Consider the following 17,720-nt stretch of genomic DNA (forward strand, 5'->3'; position numbering starts at 1 on the left):
GAATCTTTTCAAAAATATTTGCAGCATTGGTTCAGGAATACCCATCACCTTCGTCTTCTGTTTCTGCAAATGCGACTTCTTCGCATGAATAGCCAGCAGAGCACAGGACATCAGCATGCGTTTGATTCCCTTCTTCCCGACGTTGATCGCGCTTTCCCTCGGCCTTGCTGCCGCGCAGGTGCAGGCCGTCGAACTCGACATTCCGGCCCAATCCCTGGATTCGGCGCTCACTGATTTTGCCGAGCAGGCCGGTATCCGTCTGCTGTACGACGCCAACCTGACCCGTGGCGTTGGTGGCAGCAGCACGTTGAAGGGCGACTATTCCGTCAGCGAGGGATTAAAGCAGTTGTTGCAGGGCAGCGGACTGACCTTCAGCGTCGGCGCCGACGGCACCGTCACCCTGATTCCGCGCCATGACAGCAGCGATGCACTGGAATTGGGCGCTACCACCGTCAGCGGTCAGCTCGATGGCCGTCGCGACCTGCCCAGCACCTACGCCGGCGGCCAGGTGGCACGCGGCGGGCGCATGGGTGTGCTGGGCAATCAGGACATGCAGGACACTCCCTTCGCTTTTTCCAGCTACACCAGCGAACTGATCGAAGCACGCCAGGCACAGACCCTGGCCGACGTGCTGGCCAGCGATCCGGGTGTGCGCCAGTCGTTCGGCTTCGGCAATTTTTCCCAGGTCTTCGTCGTGCGCGGATTCCAGCTTTACAGCGACGACATCGCTTTCAACGGCCTGTACGGCATGCTGCCTCGGCAGATCATCTCCACCGAGGCGGTCGAGCGCGTCGAGGTGTTCAAGGGCGCCAACGCCTTCCTCAACGGCGTGTCTCCCAGTGGCAGTGGCGTCGGTGGGGCGATTAACGTCGTCTCCAAGCGCGCCGAGGACATCCCCACGCGTCGTTTCACCATGGACTTTGCCAACCAGAGCCGTATCGGTGGTCACCTGGACATCGGCCAGCGCTTTGGCGAGGACAACCGTTTCGGTGTGCGCGTGAATCTGGCCCAGCGCGAGGGCGAGACAGCGATTGAGCGTGAGCAAACACGCTTTCATCTGGCCACGGTGAATCTGGATTACCGCGGTGATCGCCTGCGCCTGGCAGCCGATCTCGGTTACCAGAAGCAGCGGGTCAACGAGGGGCGCTCGGTGGTGCATCTGTCTACCACTGTTACGGGTAATACCCTGGGCGGCAAGGTACCCAGGGCACCGGATTCCAAGTACAACTCGGCGCAGCCGTGGAGCTGGTCGCAGCTCGAAGACACTTACGGCATGTTCAGTGCCGAATATGATCTGTCGTCATCCTGGACCGCCTATCTGATCGCCGGTAGCAAGTACACCCGCGAGAATGGCCTCTACTCGTCGCACAACGTCTATGGCTCCAATGGCGAGTCGCGGATCGGCCGTCTTTACTCGCCCTTGGATCAGGAGTCATCGAGTGTCACCAGTGGGTTGCGTGGGCAGTTCATGAGCGGGCCTATCAGCCATCAGTTCAACCTGGCGGCTAGCGGTATCTGGCAGGAAAAGCGTAACGCTTATGAGTCCACGAGGGCTGCTGATCGTGGCTACGGCAACCTCTATGACGATACGCCGAGCCCTCAGCCGATTGTCTCCCAGACATACGGCGACATGCATGATCCGCGCACCACGGCCAAGGTGCAGAACAAGAGCCTGGCACTGTCTGACACCTTGGGCTTTGTTGATGACCGGGTGCTGTTGACCGTAGGGTTGCGCCGGCAGAGCATCGTGGCTGATTCCTGGGCAGCTGACACCGGGGTTCGGGCGCCAGGTTACGACGAGAGCATCACCACCCCGGCTTATGGCCTGGTGATAAAGCCCACCGAATACCTGTCGCTTTATGCCAACCGTGTCGAATCCTTGCAGCAGGGGCCGACTGCACCAACTGCGGCGCGTAACAATGGCGTCATGCTTGCTCCCTATCGCTCCAAGCAGACCGAGGTGGGTGCGAAGCTCGATTGGGGCCGCTTTGGCGGCAACTTGAGCCTGTTCCGTATCGAACAGCCACAAGGCGTGACTGGCGGTGATGGCTACTTCGGGATGGATGGTGAGCAGCGCAACCAAGGCATCGAACTGAGTCTGTTCGGCGAACCATTCGATGGGCTGCGCCTACTGGGCGGTGTGACCTGGACCGATACCGAGCAGCGTGATACTGCCAAGGGCGCCAATGATGGTAACCGTGCGGTAGGTGTGCCGGAGTTCCAGTTCAATTTGGGCGCCGACTGGGATGTGCCGGGTGTATCTGGCCTGAGCCTGAATGGCTTGCTGCTGCGCACCGGTGGTCAGTACACCGAGGTTACCAACGAATACAGCATTCCCGCCTGGACTCGCGTTGACCTGGGCGCTCGCTACAAGACCCGTCTGGACGGTCGCGCCGTGACCTTCAATGCGCTGGTGGAGAACGTTGCCGATGAGAGCTACTGGGCATCGGCCAATGGCGGCTACCTGACCCAGGGTGCGCCGCGCACCTTCAAGGTTTCGGCAACGGTCGACTTCTGAGCTGGAAAGGGCCTGCCTTGGCAGACCAGCGGTTGATCCGTCCGCGCGATTGTTTTCATACTGACCTCCTTTGCCGCATGCCGAGGAGGCCCGATGTTCGCCCTCAGCGATACCCTGCAACACCGCTTTGCCGCGCTGAAAAGCAGCGCTGATTTCTGGTCGCTGCGCCATGTGCAGGAAAGTCGGGAGTCCTACTGGGTGCGCCGGCGGGTCGCGCAGGCACCGTCCTTCGTCGACGATGCCGGTGCCATGCTCAGCGTGCGCATCGCCGGCGTCGAGGCTTATGCGGCGACCAGCGATCTCAGCCAGGCCGGCCTGCAGGCGGCGTTGGAGCGGGCCGAACAGATGGCCCGAGCCCTGGCTGGACATAATCTGCTGGATCTCGGCAGCCTGCCGCAGCCCACCGAGCAGAGCGATGATGTGATGCCCGGATACGGACAGCCGCTGGCGAGCGCCGCGTACTGGTTCGAGCTGCTGATGGCGGAGTCGGCGCTGATTCCCCGTGACGCGCGTCTGGTGGACAGCCATGTCAGGCTGACCTTCACCTGTCACGAGCAGATCTACCTCAACAGCGCCGGCGCGCGATTGCGTCGTGCCCAGCGCTACGTTTTCCCGCAGGTTGGTGTCACCGCCAGCGACGAGCATGACAGTCAGAGCCGCAGTTTCGGTGGCAGCCATATGGCGCGCCAGGGCGGCGCTGAGGTTCTGCAGCAATTGGGGGTGATCGGCAGCGCCGCACGTATTGCCGATGAGGCGCTGCAACTGCTGCTGGCGCCCAACACACCGAACGGGTCACGCGACCTGCTGCTGATGCCCGATCAGATGATCCTGCAGATTCACGAGTCCATCGGTCACCCGCTGGAGCTGGATCGCATCCTGGGTGACGAGCGCAATTTCGCTGGTACCAGCTTCATTCGACAGGAGGATTTTGGCCATTACCGCTATGGCTCGCCGCTGCTCAACGTCAGTTTCGATCCGGGTATGCCGGGAGAGTTGTCCAGCTATCGCCATGACGATGACGGCACGCAGGCCGAACGCCAGCTACTGATCCGCGATGGCATCCTCCAGCGTCCGCTTGGCGGTGCGCTGTCGCAATGGCGCAGCGGCCTGGCGGGTGTGGCCAACAGCCGCGCATGCAGCTGGAACCGGCCGCCCATCGATCGTATGGCCAACCTCAACCTTGAACCGGGCGAGCAGAGTTTGGCCGAGCTGGTCGGGGGTATCGAGCACGGCATCCTGATGAGCAACAACCGCTCCTGGTCGATCGACGATGCGCGCAACAAATTCCAGTTCGGCTGCGAGTGGGGGCAACTGATCGAGAATGGTGAACTCAAGGGCGTGGTGAAGAACCCCAACTACCGCGGCATTTCCGCTCAGTTCTGGCGCAATCTGCGGGCGGTGGGCGACGCCAGTACCTTCGAGATATTGGGCACGCCTTACTGCGGTAAGGGTGAGCCCAATCAGGTGATTCGTGTGGGGCATGCCTCGCCGGCCTGCGTATTCGCCGATATCGACGTATTCGGAGGGGCAGCCTGATGGACGCACGTCAGCATTTCAGCGAGTTGTTGGCTTACCTGCAGGGGCAGGTCGGTGGCGAGGAAGGATTCACTCTGGCCTACACGGCCGAGGTGTCCAGTTTCATCCGTTTCAATCAGGGTCAGGTACGCCAGGCCGGACAGGTGCAGCAGGTCTACGCCACGCTGTCGCTGTACCAGGGCCAGCGTCATGCCGAGAGCAAGCTGGCGCTCAGTGGTGTGCCCGAAGAAGACCTGACGCGCGTGCAGCAGAGCTTGCAGCGTTTGCGACTGATCCTGCCGACGCTCGGTGACGATCCTTATCTGCGCCTGAACTGCGAGGCCTGGCGTAGCGAGCTGGCTGCCGCAGGCGAGCCGCTGGATGCTGCGGCCATGGCCGAGCAGATCGTCAGTGCGGGCTGTGGCCTGGATCTGGTCGGCTTTCTCGCTGTCGGGCCACAGTATCAGGGCTTCGCTAGTTCCTGGGGCGCGTTCGGCTGGTACGCCGCGCGCAGTTTCAACCTCGAATTCAGCCTGTTCCATGGCAACGGCCAGGCCGTGAAGAGCGCCTATGCCGGCGAGCAGTGGGATGTGCAGGCGTTCGCCCGCAAGTTGGATGTCGCGCGGCAACAGCTGGAGTTCCTTGGCCGTCCGGCCAAGGCATTGCAGCCGGGCACCTATCGCGCCTATCTGGCTCCGGCTGCGCTGGAGGAACTGGTCAGCCTGTTCTGTTGGGGCTTCGGCGCCCAGGCTCTGGCCTCCCGCGGCAGTCCGCTGCAACGGCTGTTCAATGGCAAGGCCGAGCTCAGCTGGCAGGTGACGATGGAGGAGCGTATCGAAGGCGGTCTGGCGCCGGCCTTCACCCCTGAAGGGCCGCGTCAGCCGCTGCGCCTGATCAGCCAGGGGCGAGCTGGTGAACGCCTGGTCAGCTCACGTAGCGCCGCCGAGTATGGGCTGATCGCCAATGGCGCCTGCAGTGGTGAATACCCCTTGTCCCTGCGCATGCACGGCGGCGAGTTGAACGAGCAGGACGTGCTGCAACGGCTCGGTACGGGCCTGTATATCGGCAACTTGTGGTACGGCAACTTCTCCGACCTGCCGGCTGGCCGCCTGACCGGGATGACCCGTTTCGCCACCTTCTGGGTAGAAGACGGACAGATCCAGGCGCCGGTAAACACGATGCGCTTCGATGACTCGCTGTTCGACTTCCTCGGCCCGCAACTCGAAGCCCTGACCCGCGAGCCCGAACTGCTGCTGCCCGGTGGCACCTACGGTTCCAGGCAGACGGGCTCGATGGCACTGCCCGGGGCGTTGCTTTCGCGGTTCACCCTGACCCTGTAGATCGTTCGCCGCGTTATTTGCTCGCCTTGAGCACCACGAACTTCGGCGTTGCAGCCACCTGCTCGACGCCGCGGAACAGGCGCTTGAGCTTGGCGTGATAGCCCAGGTGGCGGTTACCGACGATCCACAGCTCGCCGCCGGTGACCAGCGCGGCGCGGGCCTGCTGGAACATGCGCCAGGCGAGGAAGTCGCCGACCACCTGCTGCTGGTGAAACGGTGGATTGCACAGCACCAGATCCAGCGAGTCGGCGGCTTGCTCGGCCAGGCCGTCGCCGGCGCGAATCTCAACGGCGCGTTCGCCGAGGGCTGCCTGCCAGTTTTCGCGCGCCGATTGCACGGCCATGTACGACTCGTCCACCAGGGTCAGCTCCGCCTGCGGGCTGCCCAGGGCGTAGGCGATACCCAGTACGCCGTTGCCGCAACCGAGATCGGCGACGCGGATGCGGCCGAGGTGGCGTGGCAGGTGCGGGAGGAAGGCGCGGGTGCCGATATCCAGGCCATCGCGGCAGAACACGTTGGCGTGGTTGATCAGTTCGATCGCGGGTTTATCAAGCGTATAGCGGGTGGGGTAGGGCGATACCGGTGCTGCTTTCGTCTGTGCTGTAGCCGTCAGCAGGCGGGCTTTCTTTACCGCCAGCGAGGCCTGAACCGGGCCAATGTACTTTTCCAGGAGGTCGCCAGCGGCGCGTGGCAGGTGCTTGATCATCGCCCCGGCCACCACGCGGGCGTCAGGCGCCAACTGGCCATGCAGGCGAATCAATTGCTCCTCCAGCAGCGCCAGGGTCTTGGGCACGCGGATCAGCACCCAGTCGAATGGCCCTTGCGCCGTTTCGCTGGCCGGCACGAAGCGCACTGCCTCGGCCGCCAGGCCATTGCGCGCCAGGTTTTTCTGCAACGCCAGATGGCCCAGGTGCGAATCGCCACTGCTGGTCACCTGGCAGTGAGTGGCCAGCGAGCAGGCGAGGGCGCCGAAGCCGTCGTTGAGCAGCAGCACCCGGTGCTCTGGCCCGATGCCCTGCTCGTGCAGATGGCTCAACAGGTATTCGTCGGCCGCGTCGAAGGCCTGCAGCGGTTCATTCTGCTGCTCCGGCTGGCGAATCAGGTCGAGGTCGGCGAAGGGGGTAACGAGTTGCGGCATGGCAGGCAGTTTCCGGAGGCGTCTGGAGCTGGCGCATCATAGCTGCTGGCGTCCTCGCACCCCAACATTCGTGGATGCGCTTACATGTGCTGCTGGACAAGTGCGAGCGCCGATGGCTAAGTCTCACTCGTTGGCCTGGCAGGTTATGCGCCTCCAGGCATTTGAGAGCATGAGCGAGAGACAAGATTGAGCGTTTCTGAAGCAAAACCGATTCGCCGCCGGACGCTGCACAGCGAGATCGTCGATCACCTGCGTGAGTTGATCGTCAGCGGTGAGCTGGAGCCGGGGCAGAAAATTCCGGAGAAGGCGCTGTGCGAGCGCTTCGAGATCTCCCGCACGCCGCTGCGCGAAGCGCTCAAGGCGCTGGCGGCCGAAGGCATGATCGAATTGCTGCCGCAGCGTGGCGCGCGGGTGGTCACCATCACCGACGAGGAATTGCAGGAGCTGTTTCCGATCATCGCCAGCATCGAGGCGCTGGCCGGTGAAATGGCTTGCGAGAAGATCAGCGAGGCACAGTTCGACGCTATTCGGCAGATGCACGAGGACATGATCGAGGCCTATCAGGCGTCACGTGCAATGGAGTACTCACGGCTCAATCGCGCCATCCACTTCGCCATTTTCGAGGCGGCCGACAATGCCTCGCTGCTGGCGCTGTACCGCAATCTCGAACTGCGCATTCGCAATATCCGGCATACCGTGCGTCAGGCGCCGGGGGACTGGAAAGAGGCCGTCAGCGATCACGAGAAAATCCTCCAGGCCCTGAAGGCACGTGATGCCAGTCAGCTCGCCAAGATCATGCGTCAGCACGTGATGAACACCGCGCGCACGGTGCGCCATTCCATCGACGAACTCGTCAGTACACAGCCAGGCTAGCGGCGCGTTGCCCTGCTGGTTTCATCGTTCAAATCTTCAGAGAGTCTGCGTCCAATAACGAGCATCGCCTCGGAAAATCGCCCCAACTTCGTGCAATTAAAATGAATTCATTATTTATTATTCTTTTTTGTTGACGATGCCGATTGCAGTCCCGCAGAGTGACCTGGCGATGCTTGCTAGGGCACGCCGGCCCCCATGAAAGGGAGTCGTTGCGCGATAACAAAACAGGGGGCAAAACCATGAAGAAGATTCTTGCGGCTTCGTCGATGATGCTGATGTTCGCAGCAGCGGGAGTGTCGGCACAGGAAGGCACACTGGCGAAGATTGCCGAGCTGGGGGAGATCAGCGTCGGTCACCGTGATGGCGCGGTACCGTTCTCCTACTACGACGATCAGCAGCGTCCGATTGGCTATGCCATGGATCTGTGCGCGAAAGTCGTCGAGGCCATCAAGCTCAAGCTGGACGAGCCGGAGCTGAAGGTCAGCTATCTGCCGGTTACTGGTGCCACGCGCATGCCGCTGCTGGCCAACGGCACCATCGACATGGAGTGCGGTACCACCACCAACAACGCCGAGCGTCAGCGTCAGGTGAGCTTCTCCAACACCTATTTCGTGGCCGGCGTGCGCATCCTCTCCAAGAAGAGTGCACCGATCGAGACCATGGCCGATGCCAAGGGCAAGACCGTGGTCACCCTGGCCGGCACCACCAGCGTCAAGGTCATCAGTGAGATCAACGCCGCGCAGAACCTCGGCCTCAATGTGTTGAGCGTCAAGGATCTGGCCGAAGGCATGCTGACCCTGCAGACCGAGCGCGCCGTGGCGCTGATCTTCGACGACGTGTCGATTGCCGGTGCTGCCGCCACCTCGAAGAACCCGGATGACTTCGTCATGTCCGCCGAGCCGCTGTCGGTCGAGCCGTACGGCATCATGCTGCGTCGCGACGACGAGGCCTTCAAGGAAGTGGTCAACGCCACCCTCGACGAGCTGTACGCCAGCGGCGAAATCAACGCCATCTACGACAAGTGGTTCGTTCAGGCGATTCCGCCACGCGGCATCAACATGAACTTTCCGATGTCCAGTCAACTGAAGAAAGTCATCGCCCAGCCGACCGACGAAGCGGATCCCGAGCTGTACCGCTGATCGAGCGACACCAACCCGGTCGGTGCGCTGCGCCGACCGGGCAATGACATGCACTGGATGGGCTAGGCCATGAGCTACAACTGGAACTGGTGGATCTTTTTCGAGCCCTCGCTCGATGGCACCAATACCTATTTGATGACGCTGATCTGGGGGGCCTGCTGGACGGTCGCCACGGCCATCGGCGCCTTCACCATCGCCATCGTACTCGGCTCGCTGGTGGGTGTCGCACGAACTTCGCCGCTGGCCTGGATGCGCGCGCTGGGCACCGGCTTCGTCGAGCTGTTTCGCAACATTCCGCTGCTGGTGCAGATGTTCCTCTGGTACTTCGTGCTGCCGGAACTGCTGCCGCCCGATCTGGGGCGCTGGTTCAAGCAGTTGCCGAATTCTGCGTTCTACACGGCGGTGATCTGCCTGGGTTGCTACCACGCCGCGCGTATGGCCGAAGTGGTGCGTGCCGGGCTCGAGAGTCTGTCCCGTGGGCAACGCATGGCCGGGCTGGCCATGGGCCTGACGCTGGTGCAGACCTACCGTTATGTGCTGTTGCCGATGGCCTACCGCATCGTGGTGCCGGCCATCACCTCCGAATTCCTCAGTTGCACCAAGAACACCTCGGTTGCCCTGGCCATCGGCCTGATGGAGCTGACCGGCAGCGCCCGTGCGATGCAGGAAAACAGCTTCCAGACTTTCGAGGCCTTCACGGCGGCAACCACCCTGTATCTGGTGCTCAACCTGATCATCGTCTTCGCCATGCGCGCCGTCGAGCGCAAGGCCGCTGTGCCGGGCTACGGCCTGCGGAAGGAGAGCTGAACATGTTTGGCAGTTTCGACCTGGGAGTGGTGGTCGACTCGCTCCCCTATCTGTTCTACACCGGCATGAGCTTCACCCTGACGCTCACGCTGTTCGCCACCATTGGCGGCATCTTCTTCGGCTCGTTGCTGGCGATCATGCGCCTGTCGCGCTATCGCGCGCTGTCGATGTTCGCCGGCGGCTACGTCAACCTGCTGCGTTCGCTGCCGCTGGTGTTGGTGATCTTCTGGTTCTACTTCATGGTGCCCTTCGTGGTGCAGTGGATCACCGGTGCTCCGCGTCCGGTGCGCATCGACCCGTTCTGGTCGTCGGTGATCACCTTCACCCTGTTCGAGGCCTGCTACTTCTGCGAGATCATCCGCTCCGGTATCCAGTCGCTGCCCAAGGGCCAGACCCAGGCGTCGATGGCGCTGGGCCTGACCAATCGCCAGGGCCTGTTCTACGTGGTGCTGCCGCAGGCGCTGCGCAACATGCTGCCGCTGATGCTCACGCAGACCATCGTGCTGTTTCAGGACACCTCGCTGGTCTACATCCTCTCGATCACCGACTTCCTCGGCGCCGCGGCGAAGATCGCCCAGCGTGACGGTCGCCTGCTGGAGATGTACGTCTTCGCCGCGCTCGTCTACTTCGTGATCTCCCTGCTCGCCTCCTATGCCGTACGCCGCCTGCAAAAGCGCGTCGCCATCATTCGTTAAGGGCCCTTCGTCATGATTACGATCAGCGATGTCTGTAAATCCTACGGTTCGTTCCAGGTACTGACGCACTGCTCGACCACCGTTGCCAAGGGCGAGGTGGTGGTGGTGTGCGGGCCTTCCGGTTCCGGCAAGTCCACCTTGATCAAGACGGTCAACGCGCTGGAGCCCATCGACAGCGGTGAAATCACCGTCGATGGCATCAGCGTCACGGCCAAGGACACCAATCTGCCCAAGCTGCGTTCGCGCGTCGGCATGGTGTTCCAGCACTTCGAGCTGTTTCCGCACCTGTCGATCATGGAGAACCTGATGCTGGCGCAGATCAAGGTGCTCGGTCGCAGCAAGGCCGAGGCCGAGAAGAAGGGCCTACAACTGCTCGAACGCGTCGGCCTCAAGGAGCATGCGCACAAGCATCCGGGCCAGCTCTCCGGCGGCCAGCAACAGCGCGTGGCCATCGCCCGTGCGCTGGCGATGGATCCGGTGGTGATGCTGTTCGATGAACCGACCTCGGCGCTCGATCCGGAGATGGTCAATGAAGTGCTCGACGTCATGGTGCAGCTCGCCCACGAAGGCATGACCATGATGTGTGTGACCCATGAGATGGGCTTCGCGCGCAAGGTCGCCGACCGGGTGATCTTCATGGACGCCGGACAGATCGTCGAAGACTGCCCGAAGGAGGAATTCTTCGGCGACATCAACGCCCGCTCCGATCGTGCCCAGCAGTTCCTGTCGAAAATTCTCTCTCACTAACGCCGGACGAAAATCATGGAAATGCCCAACGAACAGCAATTGCTGGCGATGGCGGCTGCGCGCGGCGCAGCCCTGCGTGACGGTCGTGTGGTGCTGTATGCCGGTGCCAACCTGCCCAGCGAAGAGGCCCAGCAGGCCTACAGTGTCGAGCTGAGCGCCTACCCGGCGATGGGGCCGAGCTACGCCAAGGAACAGCCCGATACCGATCTGGTCTCTGGCCTCGAAGTGGCCGTGCGCGAGCGCATCTGCAGCCTGTTCAGCGCCGCTTGGGCCGAGCCACGGCTGCCCAGTTGCACCATCGCCAACCTGGCGGTGTTCCACGCCTTCAGCCGGCCGGGTGACCTGCTGCTGGCGCCGGCGGCGGCCCATGGCGGGCATCTCAGTCAGCGCCGCGGCGGCACGCCGGAACTGGCCGGGCTGCGCGTGGCCGATCTGCCTTTCGATACCCGCGCCTGCCGACTGGATGCCCAGGCCGCTGCCGAACTGGTGCACACGCTGCGCCCGTCGCTGGTGATGCTCGGTCGCTCGGTGATCATCACCCCCGACGACATCGAGCCGGTGGTCGCTGCCGCTCGCGAAGTGGGGGCAAAAACCATTTTCGACGCTTCGCACGTGTCCGGGCTGATCGCCGGCGGCACCTTCCCCAACCCATTGGAGCTGGGCGTCGATATCCTCACCAGTTCCACCTACAAGACCCTGCCGGGTCGCCCGCACAGCCTGATCGCCGGTCGTCATGCCGAAGATGGCGAGCGCCTGGCGCGCTTCATCGACCGCGCGTTGCTGGCCAACTACGACGCCGGCAAGTTGCCGTCCTTCCTGGTCACCCTGCAGCAGGCCGAAGCCGATGGCGGCGCCTATGCACGGCGAGTCTGCGCGGCCAGCCAGACCTTCGCCAGGGTGTTGCGTGAACTGAACGTGGCGGTGATCGCGCCGAACCCGGGCGAGGTGTTCACCCATCAGGTGCTGGTGCCGATGAGCAATGCGCTGGATGCTCCGGCGACGATCAAGGCGCTGGAGCAGGAAGGCATTCTGGTCGGTACCTGCAACGACCCGACCACGCCGGGCGCCTATGCCCTGCGTGTCGGCACCCAGTTCATCGTTGCCCAGGGCCAGGACGAGCAGGTGGACAACATCGCTCGTTGGCTGGCTGCTGCACTGCGTCGCGAGGTCGACGGCCGCATGTCCGTCGCCTGAGTTAGCGGCGCTCGGTGGTCACGCCACCGAGCGGAAGATCTTGCCGGGATTCATCAGGTTGTGCGGATCGAGCGCCTGCTTGATCGCACGCATCACGTCGATGGCCACCTCACCGTGTTCCTCCAGCAGGTAGTCGATCTTGTGCAGGCCGATGCCGTGCTCGCCGGTGCAGGTGCCACCGGCGGCCAGCGCGCGCTCGACGATCAGGCGATTGAGCCGTTCCGACTCGGCCACTTCGGCAGCGTCGTTCGGGTCAAGCAGCAGGCAGACGTGGAAATTGCCGTCACCGACATGGCCAAACACCGGGGCTATCAGGCTCGAGCTGGCCAGGTCGTCCTGCGCGCCGAGCACGCACTCGGCCAGGCGCGACAGCGGCACGCAGACATCGGTGGATGACGAGCGGCAGCCTGGCTTGAGCTGCAGGAAAGCGAACAGCGCGTTGTGCCGGGCGCTCCACAGCTTGTTGCGTTCCTCCTGCTGGGTCGCCCACTGGAAGCCGCTGCCACCGTTGCCGTCGGCCAGCTCCTGCACGCTCTGCGCCTGCTCGGCGACGCTTGCCTCGTTGCCGTGGAATTCCAGGAACAGCGTCGGCGCTTCGTTCAGCTCCAGCTTGAAGTAGCGATTCAGGGCGCTGATGGCCAGGGCATCGACCAGTTCGGCGCGGGCCACCGGAATACCCATCTGGATGGTTTCGATCACCGTCTGCACCGCGCCTTGCACAGAGGCGAAGCTGCACACGGCAGCGGAAATGGCTTCCGGCTGCGGGTGCAGTTTGAGGGTGATCTCGCTGATCACGCCCAGGGTGCCTTCGCTGCCGACCATCAGCCGCGCCAGGTCGTAGCCAGCGGAGGACTTCTTCGCCAGCGAACCGGCCTTCAGCACGCGGCCGTCGGCCAGCACGGCGGTCAGGCCGAGCACGTTCTCGCGCATGGTGCCGTAGCGCACGGCATTGGTGCCCGAGGCGCGGGTGGCGCACATGCCGCCGATGCTGGCGTCGGCGCCGGGGTCGATGGGGAAGAACAGGCCGCTGGCGCGCAGGTATTCGTTGAGCGCCTTGCGGGTGATGCCCGGTTGTACGGTGATGCTCATGTCTTCGGGGCGGAACTCCAGCACCTGATCCATCTGCGACACGTCCAGGCTCAGGCCGCCATGCACGGCCAGCAGATGGCCTTCCAGCGACGAGCCGCTGCCATAGGGAATCACCGGCACACGGTGTTCGTGGCACTGGCGGAGGATGGCGACGATCTCGTCCTGGCTGCTGGCGAAGGCCACGGCATCCGGCGGCATCGGGTCGTACAGCGATTCGTCGCGGCCGTGGTGCTCGCGCACGGCGGCGGCGGTGCTGAAGCGTTCGCCGAGCAGTTCGATGAGGGCGGCGCTGAAGGCGGCCGGCAGTTCGCGGCGCGGAGCGAGTGGTACGTGAAGGGTCATTGCGGGTTCCTTGTTGTTATCAGGTCGCCCGCGATGCTGGCGCCGGCTACAGCGGCGTCAGTTCGTTCATCACGGTATCGAGGGCGAGGCGGGTGTCGTCGAGTTGCACCAGCGAGGCATGCCGCGCGCCAAGGGCGTCGCGGTTCTTGATCGCGGTGAGGATCGCCTTGTGGCGTGGCAGGCTGAGCGCCTGGGTGTTGGGGCGCAGGTTGGTGACGGTGATCGATTCGCGCAGCGGCAACGACAGCATGTTGCACATGTAGGCAAGCAGGTCGTTGTGGGTGGCTTCGGCGATGGCGCGGTGGAAGTCGATGTCCGGCTGCAGCATTTCCTGGCGCGTCTGCGCCTTCTCCATGCGCTGGTAGGCATCCTCGATGGCGGCGATGTCTTCCTCGGTCGCAGTGGTCGCAGCCATGGCGGCGATCTCCGGTTCGAGAATCCGCCGAACCCCGGCCAGGGTGTTGAAGAACTCGCTCTGCGGCGTGCTCTGCACCAGCCAGTAGAGAACATCCGGATCGAGCAGGTGCCATTCGCTGCGTGGGCGTACCACGGTGCCGACGCGTGGCTTGGAATACACCAGGCCCTTGGCCAGTAGCACCTTGGTCGCTTCGCGCAGTACCGGACGACTGACCTGATACTCCTCGCACAGGCTCGACTCCAGTGGCAGCTTCTCGTCGGGCTTGAAGCGGCCAGAGACGATACGCATGCCCAGTTCGTGAACGATACGGGCGTGCATGCTCTTGCGCGGTTTTGGGGTCTGGTAATCCATGAAGTCGGCGATGCTCCGAATGAATGCCGCGCATCATAGCATCGCTCTCGCGCCGTTTCGGACAGACGGCCATGGGTCGCAACCCTACGCTTTGTGTCAGCGCCTTTCGGCGCGCAGGCGGGTGGTTGGGAGCAGGCGCGAGACGGGCGTGTGTCGGGTCATGATCGTTCTCCTCCCGGATGGAGTGCGCCACACCGGCGTGCCGGTGCGGCGCGGGAATAAAAAGGGGAGCGTCACCCGGGCGGAGCGGGCTCCCAAGGAGGTCATCGCGCGGCGTCAGTGCGAGTGGCGCGGCACGTCCGAACCACGGCAGCCGACCAGGAAGTCGAAGTCGCAGCCTTCATCGGCCTGCAGCACGTGATCGACGTAGAGGCGGGCGTAGCCGCTGTCGAAGATCTTGGCGCTGGTGTCGGGTTTCAGATCGGCCAGGCGCCCGGCCAGTTCTTCGTCGCTGATATCCAGGTGCAGGCGGCCGTTGGCGCAGTCCAGCTCGATGAAGTCGCCATTGCGCACGGCTGCCAGCGGGCCGCCGGCAGCGGCTTCCGGGGCCACGTGCAGCACCACGGTGCCGTAGGCGGTGCCGCTCATGCGGGCGTCGGAGATGCGCACCATGTCGGTGATGCCCTTGGCCAGCACCTTGGGCGGCAGGCCCATGTTGCCGACTTCGGCCATGCCCGGATAACCCTTGGGCCCGGCGTTCTTCAGCACCAGCACGCAGGTTTCGTCGACATCCAGATCCGGATCGGCGATGCGCGCCTTGTAGTCGTCGAAATTCTCGAACACCACGGCGCGGCCGCGATGCTGCATCAGTGCCGGGGTGGCGGCGGACGGTTTGATCACCGCGCCACGTGGCGACAGGTTGCCGCGCAGGATGCACAGGCCGCCGTCGGCGATCAGCGGGTTGTCCAGGGTTCGCACCACTTCGTCGTTGTATTGCGGCGCGGCCTGGCAGTTGCTCCAGATGCTCTTGCCATTGGCGGTCAGTGCATCCGGGTTGGGCAGCAGGCCGGCTTCGCCCAGGCGGCGGATCACCGCAGGCAGGCCACCGGCGTAGTAGAACTCTTCCATCAGGAAGCGCCCCGACGGTTGCAGGTCGACGATGGTCGGCGTGCCCTTGCCGATGCGCGTCCAGTCTTCCAGATCGAGCTGCACACCGATGCGTCCGGCGATGGCCTTGAGGTGGATCACCGCGTTGGTCGAACCGCCGATGGCGGCGTTGAGGCGAATGGCGTTCTCGAAGGCCTCCTTGGTGAGGATCTTCGACAGACGCAGGTCTTCGTGAACCATGTCGACGATGCGCATGCCGGACAGGTGCGCCAGCACGTAGCGGCGCGAATCGACGGCCGGGATGGCGGCATTGTGCGGCAGCGAGGTGCCCAGTGCTTCGGCCATGCAGGCCATGGTCGAGGCGGTACCCATGGTGTTGCAGGTGCCGGCCGAGCGCGACATGCCGGCTTCGGCCGAGAGGAATTCGTTGAGGTCGATCTCGCCGGCCTTGTAGGCCTCGTGCATCTGCCAGACCACGGTGCCGGAACCGATGTCCTTGCCCTTGTGCTTGCCGTTGAGCATCGGCCCGCCGGTCACCACAATGGCCGGCACGTCGCAGCTGGCAGCGCCCATCAGCAGGGCAGGGGTGGTCTTGTCGCAGCCGGTGAGCAGCACCACGGCGTCGACCGGGTTGCCACGGATGGCTTCCTCGACATCCATGCTGGCCAGGTTGCGCGTCAGCATGGCGGTGGGGCGCAGGTTCGACTCGCCGCTGGAGAACACCGGGAACTCGACGGGGAAGCCGCCGGCCTCGAGCACGCCTTTCTTCACATGGTCGGCGATCTTGCGAAAGTGCGCGTTGCACGGTGTCAGCTCGGACCAGGTATTACAGATGCCGATGATCGGCTTGCCACGGAACTCGTGATCCGGGATGCCCTGGTTCTTCATCCAGCTGCGGTACATGAAGCCGTTCTTGTCGGCGGTGCCGAACCATTGAGCGGAGCGGAGGGTGGTCTTCTTATCAGTCATGGCGCGGTCAACTCTTATTAGTATGACTAATTTGTTTTGGTGAGCTGAATTTAACCTATAAAAACTGATTTTGAAATCATTGCGTCTTAAAAAGTATTACTATATTGTCTCGTCCACTCGGCAGGCGACGAGTGCCTGCGCAATCGCCTGCCCTGATAACGATCCAGAACAAAAACAATGTGGAGACCCGCCATGACTGCGGAAGCTCGGATTATTCGTACGCTTACCCTCAGGTTGATTCCCTTCCTGATCCTGCTTTATCTGGTTGCCTTCATCGACCGTTCCGCTGTCGGCTTCGCCAAGCTGCACATGAACGCCGATATCGGCCTCAGCGACCTGGCCTACGGCTTCGGTGCCGGCCTGTTCTTCATCGGCTACTTCATCTTCGAAGTTCCCAGCAACCTGCTGCTCGAACGCTTCGGCGCGCGGCGCTGGTTCGCCCGCATCCTCATCACCTGGGGGCTGATCACCGTCGGCATGGCCTTCGTCACCGGCCCGTACAGCTTCTACGTGATGCGCTTTCTGCTCGGTGCGGCCGAGGCCGGCTTCTTCCCTGGCGTGCTGTACTACATCACCCGCTGGTACCCGGTGCGCCATCGCGGCAAGGTGCTCGGCTTCTTCATTCTTTCCCAACCCATTGCGCTGATGGTCACCGGCCCGCTGTCGGGCGCCCTGCTGGGCATGGATGGCATCGCCGGTCTGCACGGCTGGCAGTGGCTGTTCATCGTCATCGGCCTGCCGGCCGTGGCCCTGGCCTGGCCGACCCTGCGCATCCTGCCGGATACGCCGAAAGACGCTGCCTGGCTGGCCGAAGCGGATCGCAACTGGCTGCTCGGTGAGTTGAACAAGGATCGCAAGGAATACGGCCAGACCGAACACACCAATCCGCTCAAGGCGCTGACCGACCGCCGCGTGCTGCTGCTGGCGCTGCTCTACCTGCCCAGTACCCTGAGCACCTACGGCCTGGGCCTGTGGCTGCCGACGCTGGTGCACCAGTTCGGTGGCAGCGATCTGACCACCGGTTTCATCTCGGCGATTCCGTATGTCTTCGGCATCATCGGCCTGCTGTTGGTGCCGCGCAGCTCAGACCGCCTCAACGACCGCTACGGGCACCTTACCTGCCTCTACATCCTCGGTTCCGCCGGCCTGTTCCTCAGCGCCTGGCTGGGCTCGCCGGTGCTGCAACTGGCGGCGCTGTGCATGACCGCCTTCAGCCTGTTCTCGGTTACCGCGATCTTCTGGGTGCTGCCGGGCCGATTCCTCACCGGTGCCAGCGCCGCCGCAGGCATCGCCCTGATCAACTCGTTCGGCAACCTGGGCGGCTACATTGGCCCGTTCGGTATCGGTGCGCTCAAGGAGTACACCGGCACCCTGTCCTCGGGCCTGTACTTCCTCTCGGCGGTGATGATCAGCGGTGTGCTGCTGACCTACATCGTCTACCGCAAGCTGGAAAAGAAGACTCCCGCGCCGCAGGGCGTGGTGATCGAGCAGGCGTCCTGATCTCTGGCGGACAGGGACGTCCGCCCTTTGGAGCAATG

Annotated in this window: 14 protein-coding genes; 10 read left to right on the forward strand and 4 right to left on the reverse strand. The window is 63.4% G+C overall.

Going from position 1 to position 17,720, the window contains the following annotated elements:
* Positions 1-115: 115 nt before the first annotated feature.
* The 3 genes from HS968_RS04290 to HS968_RS04300 all read left to right on the forward strand — a co-directional run bounded on the left by HS968_RS04290 (position 116) and on the right by HS968_RS04300 (position 5,373).
* Positions 116-2,518: a TonB-dependent receptor gene (locus HS968_RS04290; protein WP_182370306.1), complete on the forward strand. Its 2,403-nt coding sequence runs from the start codon at positions 116-118 to the stop codon at positions 2,516-2,518.
* Between the two features lie 93 nt (positions 2,519-2,611).
* Positions 2,612-4,054, forward strand: a complete 1,443-nt coding sequence (locus HS968_RS04295; RefSeq protein WP_182370307.1) for a TldD/PmbA family protein — start codon at positions 2,612-2,614, stop codon at positions 4,052-4,054.
* Positions 4,054-5,373: a TldD/PmbA family protein gene (locus HS968_RS04300; protein ID WP_182370308.1), complete on the forward strand. Its 1,320-nt coding sequence runs from the start codon at positions 4,054-4,056 to the stop codon at positions 5,371-5,373. The genes HS968_RS04295 and HS968_RS04300 overlap by 1 nt, the downstream gene beginning before the upstream one ends.
* A 13-nt stretch (positions 5,374-5,386) precedes the next feature.
* Here the strand turns inward: HS968_RS04300 and HS968_RS04305 are convergent, their stop codons facing one another.
* Positions 5,387-6,511: a methyltransferase gene (locus HS968_RS04305; protein WP_182370309.1), complete on the reverse strand. Its 1,125-nt coding sequence runs from the start codon at positions 6,509-6,511 to the stop codon at positions 5,387-5,389.
* 186 nt (positions 6,512-6,697) lie between these two features.
* Here HS968_RS04305 and HS968_RS04310 point away from each other — a divergent pair, with 186 nt between their 5' ends.
* The 6 genes from HS968_RS04310 (at position 6,698) to HS968_RS04335 (ending at position 11,966) form a co-directional block, all read left to right on the forward strand.
* Positions 6,698-7,384, forward strand: coding sequence for a GntR family transcriptional regulator (locus HS968_RS04310; RefSeq protein ID WP_182370310.1), 687 nt, complete (start codon positions 6,698-6,700; stop codon positions 7,382-7,384).
* A 239-nt stretch (positions 7,385-7,623) separates the two neighbouring features.
* Positions 7,624-8,523 carry a transporter substrate-binding domain-containing protein gene (locus HS968_RS04315; protein WP_182370312.1) on the forward strand — a complete coding sequence of 300 codons (900 nt, stop codon included), beginning with the start codon at positions 7,624-7,626 and terminating at the stop codon, positions 8,521-8,523.
* A gap of 69 nt (positions 8,524-8,592) precedes the next feature.
* The gene (locus tag HS968_RS04320; protein WP_106738780.1) at positions 8,593-9,330 is read left to right on the forward strand and encodes an amino acid ABC transporter permease; all 738 of its coding nucleotides are present in this window, start codon (positions 8,593-8,595) and stop codon (positions 9,328-9,330) included.
* 2 nt (positions 9,331-9,332) lie between these two features.
* Positions 9,333-10,025 (forward strand): amino acid ABC transporter permease, encoded by a 693-nt coding sequence (locus HS968_RS04325; RefSeq protein ID WP_106738781.1) that lies wholly within the window; start codon positions 9,333-9,335, stop codon positions 10,023-10,025.
* Positions 10,026-10,037: 12 nt separating this feature from the next.
* A complete protein-coding gene (locus HS968_RS04330; protein ID WP_017361410.1) occupies positions 10,038-10,772 on the forward strand; it encodes an amino acid ABC transporter ATP-binding protein in 735 nt (244 codons plus the stop codon).
* Between the two features lie 15 nt (positions 10,773-10,787).
* Positions 10,788-11,966: a PLP-dependent transferase gene (locus HS968_RS04335; protein ID WP_182370313.1), complete on the forward strand. Its 1,179-nt coding sequence runs from the start codon at positions 10,788-10,790 to the stop codon at positions 11,964-11,966.
* 18 nt (positions 11,967-11,984) lie between these two features.
* On the opposite strand, the gene HS968_RS04340 is transcribed toward HS968_RS04335, so the two are convergent.
* From HS968_RS04340 to HS968_RS04350, 3 genes are all read right to left on the reverse strand, one after another.
* On the reverse strand, positions 11,985-13,397 hold the full coding sequence (locus tag HS968_RS04340) for an FAD-binding oxidoreductase (protein ID WP_182370314.1): 1,413 nt from the start codon (positions 13,395-13,397) through the stop codon (positions 11,985-11,987).
* A 46-nt stretch (positions 13,398-13,443) separates the two neighbouring features.
* Positions 13,444-14,166 (reverse strand): FadR/GntR family transcriptional regulator, encoded by a 723-nt coding sequence (locus tag HS968_RS04345; protein WP_182370315.1) that lies wholly within the window; start codon positions 14,164-14,166, stop codon positions 13,444-13,446.
* Between the two features lie 276 nt (positions 14,167-14,442).
* Positions 14,443-16,182 (reverse strand): IlvD/Edd family dehydratase, encoded by a 1,740-nt coding sequence (locus tag HS968_RS04350; RefSeq protein WP_179623863.1) that lies wholly within the window; start codon positions 16,180-16,182, stop codon positions 14,443-14,445.
* 192 nt (positions 16,183-16,374) lie between these two features.
* Between HS968_RS04350 and HS968_RS04355 the strand changes: the two genes are divergently transcribed.
* Positions 16,375-17,682, forward strand: coding sequence for an MFS transporter (locus HS968_RS04355; protein ID WP_119691878.1), 1,308 nt, complete (start codon positions 16,375-16,377; stop codon positions 17,680-17,682).
* The last annotated feature ends 38 nt before the right edge of the window (positions 17,683-17,720 follow it).

The organism is Pseudomonas berkeleyensis (assembly GCF_014109765.1).
In the GTDB taxonomy this organism is placed as follows: domain Bacteria; phylum Pseudomonadota; class Gammaproteobacteria; order Pseudomonadales; family Pseudomonadaceae; genus Aquipseudomonas; species Aquipseudomonas berkeleyensis.

What these genes read in the sequence shown, in the direction of transcription:
- HS968_RS04290 (WP_182370306.1), top strand. Translation starts at nt 116, where the DNA reads ATGCGTTTGATTCCCTTCTTCCCGACGTTGATCGCGCTTTCCCTCGGC.
- HS968_RS04295 (WP_182370307.1), top strand. Translation starts at nt 2,612, where the DNA reads ATGTTCGCCCTCAGCGATACCCTGCAACACCGCTTTGCCGCGCTGAAA.
- HS968_RS04300 (WP_182370308.1), top strand. Translation starts at nt 4,054, where the DNA reads ATGGACGCACGTCAGCATTTCAGCGAGTTGTTGGCTTACCTGCAGGGG.
- HS968_RS04305 (WP_182370309.1), bottom strand. Translation starts at nt 6,511, where the DNA reads ATGCCGCAACTCGTTACCCCCTTCGCCGACCTCGACCTGATTCGCCAG.
- HS968_RS04315 (WP_182370312.1), top strand. Translation starts at nt 7,624, where the DNA reads ATGAAGAAGATTCTTGCGGCTTCGTCGATGATGCTGATGTTCGCAGCA.
- HS968_RS04320 (WP_106738780.1), top strand. Translation starts at nt 8,593, where the DNA reads ATGAGCTACAACTGGAACTGGTGGATCTTTTTCGAGCCCTCGCTCGAT.
- HS968_RS04325 (WP_106738781.1), top strand. Translation starts at nt 9,333, where the DNA reads ATGTTTGGCAGTTTCGACCTGGGAGTGGTGGTCGACTCGCTCCCCTAT.
- HS968_RS04330 (WP_017361410.1), top strand. Translation starts at nt 10,038, where the DNA reads ATGATTACGATCAGCGATGTCTGTAAATCCTACGGTTCGTTCCAGGTA.
- HS968_RS04335 (WP_182370313.1), top strand. Translation starts at nt 10,788, where the DNA reads ATGGAAATGCCCAACGAACAGCAATTGCTGGCGATGGCGGCTGCGCGC.
- HS968_RS04340 (WP_182370314.1), bottom strand. Translation starts at nt 13,397, where the DNA reads ATGACCCTTCACGTACCACTCGCTCCGCGCCGCGAACTGCCGGCCGCC.
- HS968_RS04345 (WP_182370315.1), bottom strand. Translation starts at nt 14,166, where the DNA reads ATGGATTACCAGACCCCAAAACCGCGCAAGAGCATGCACGCCCGTATC.
- HS968_RS04350 (WP_179623863.1), bottom strand. Translation starts at nt 16,182, where the DNA reads ATGACTGATAAGAAGACCACCCTCCGCTCCGCTCAATGGTTCGGCACC.
- HS968_RS04355 (WP_119691878.1), top strand. Translation starts at nt 16,375, where the DNA reads ATGACTGCGGAAGCTCGGATTATTCGTACGCTTACCCTCAGGTTGATT.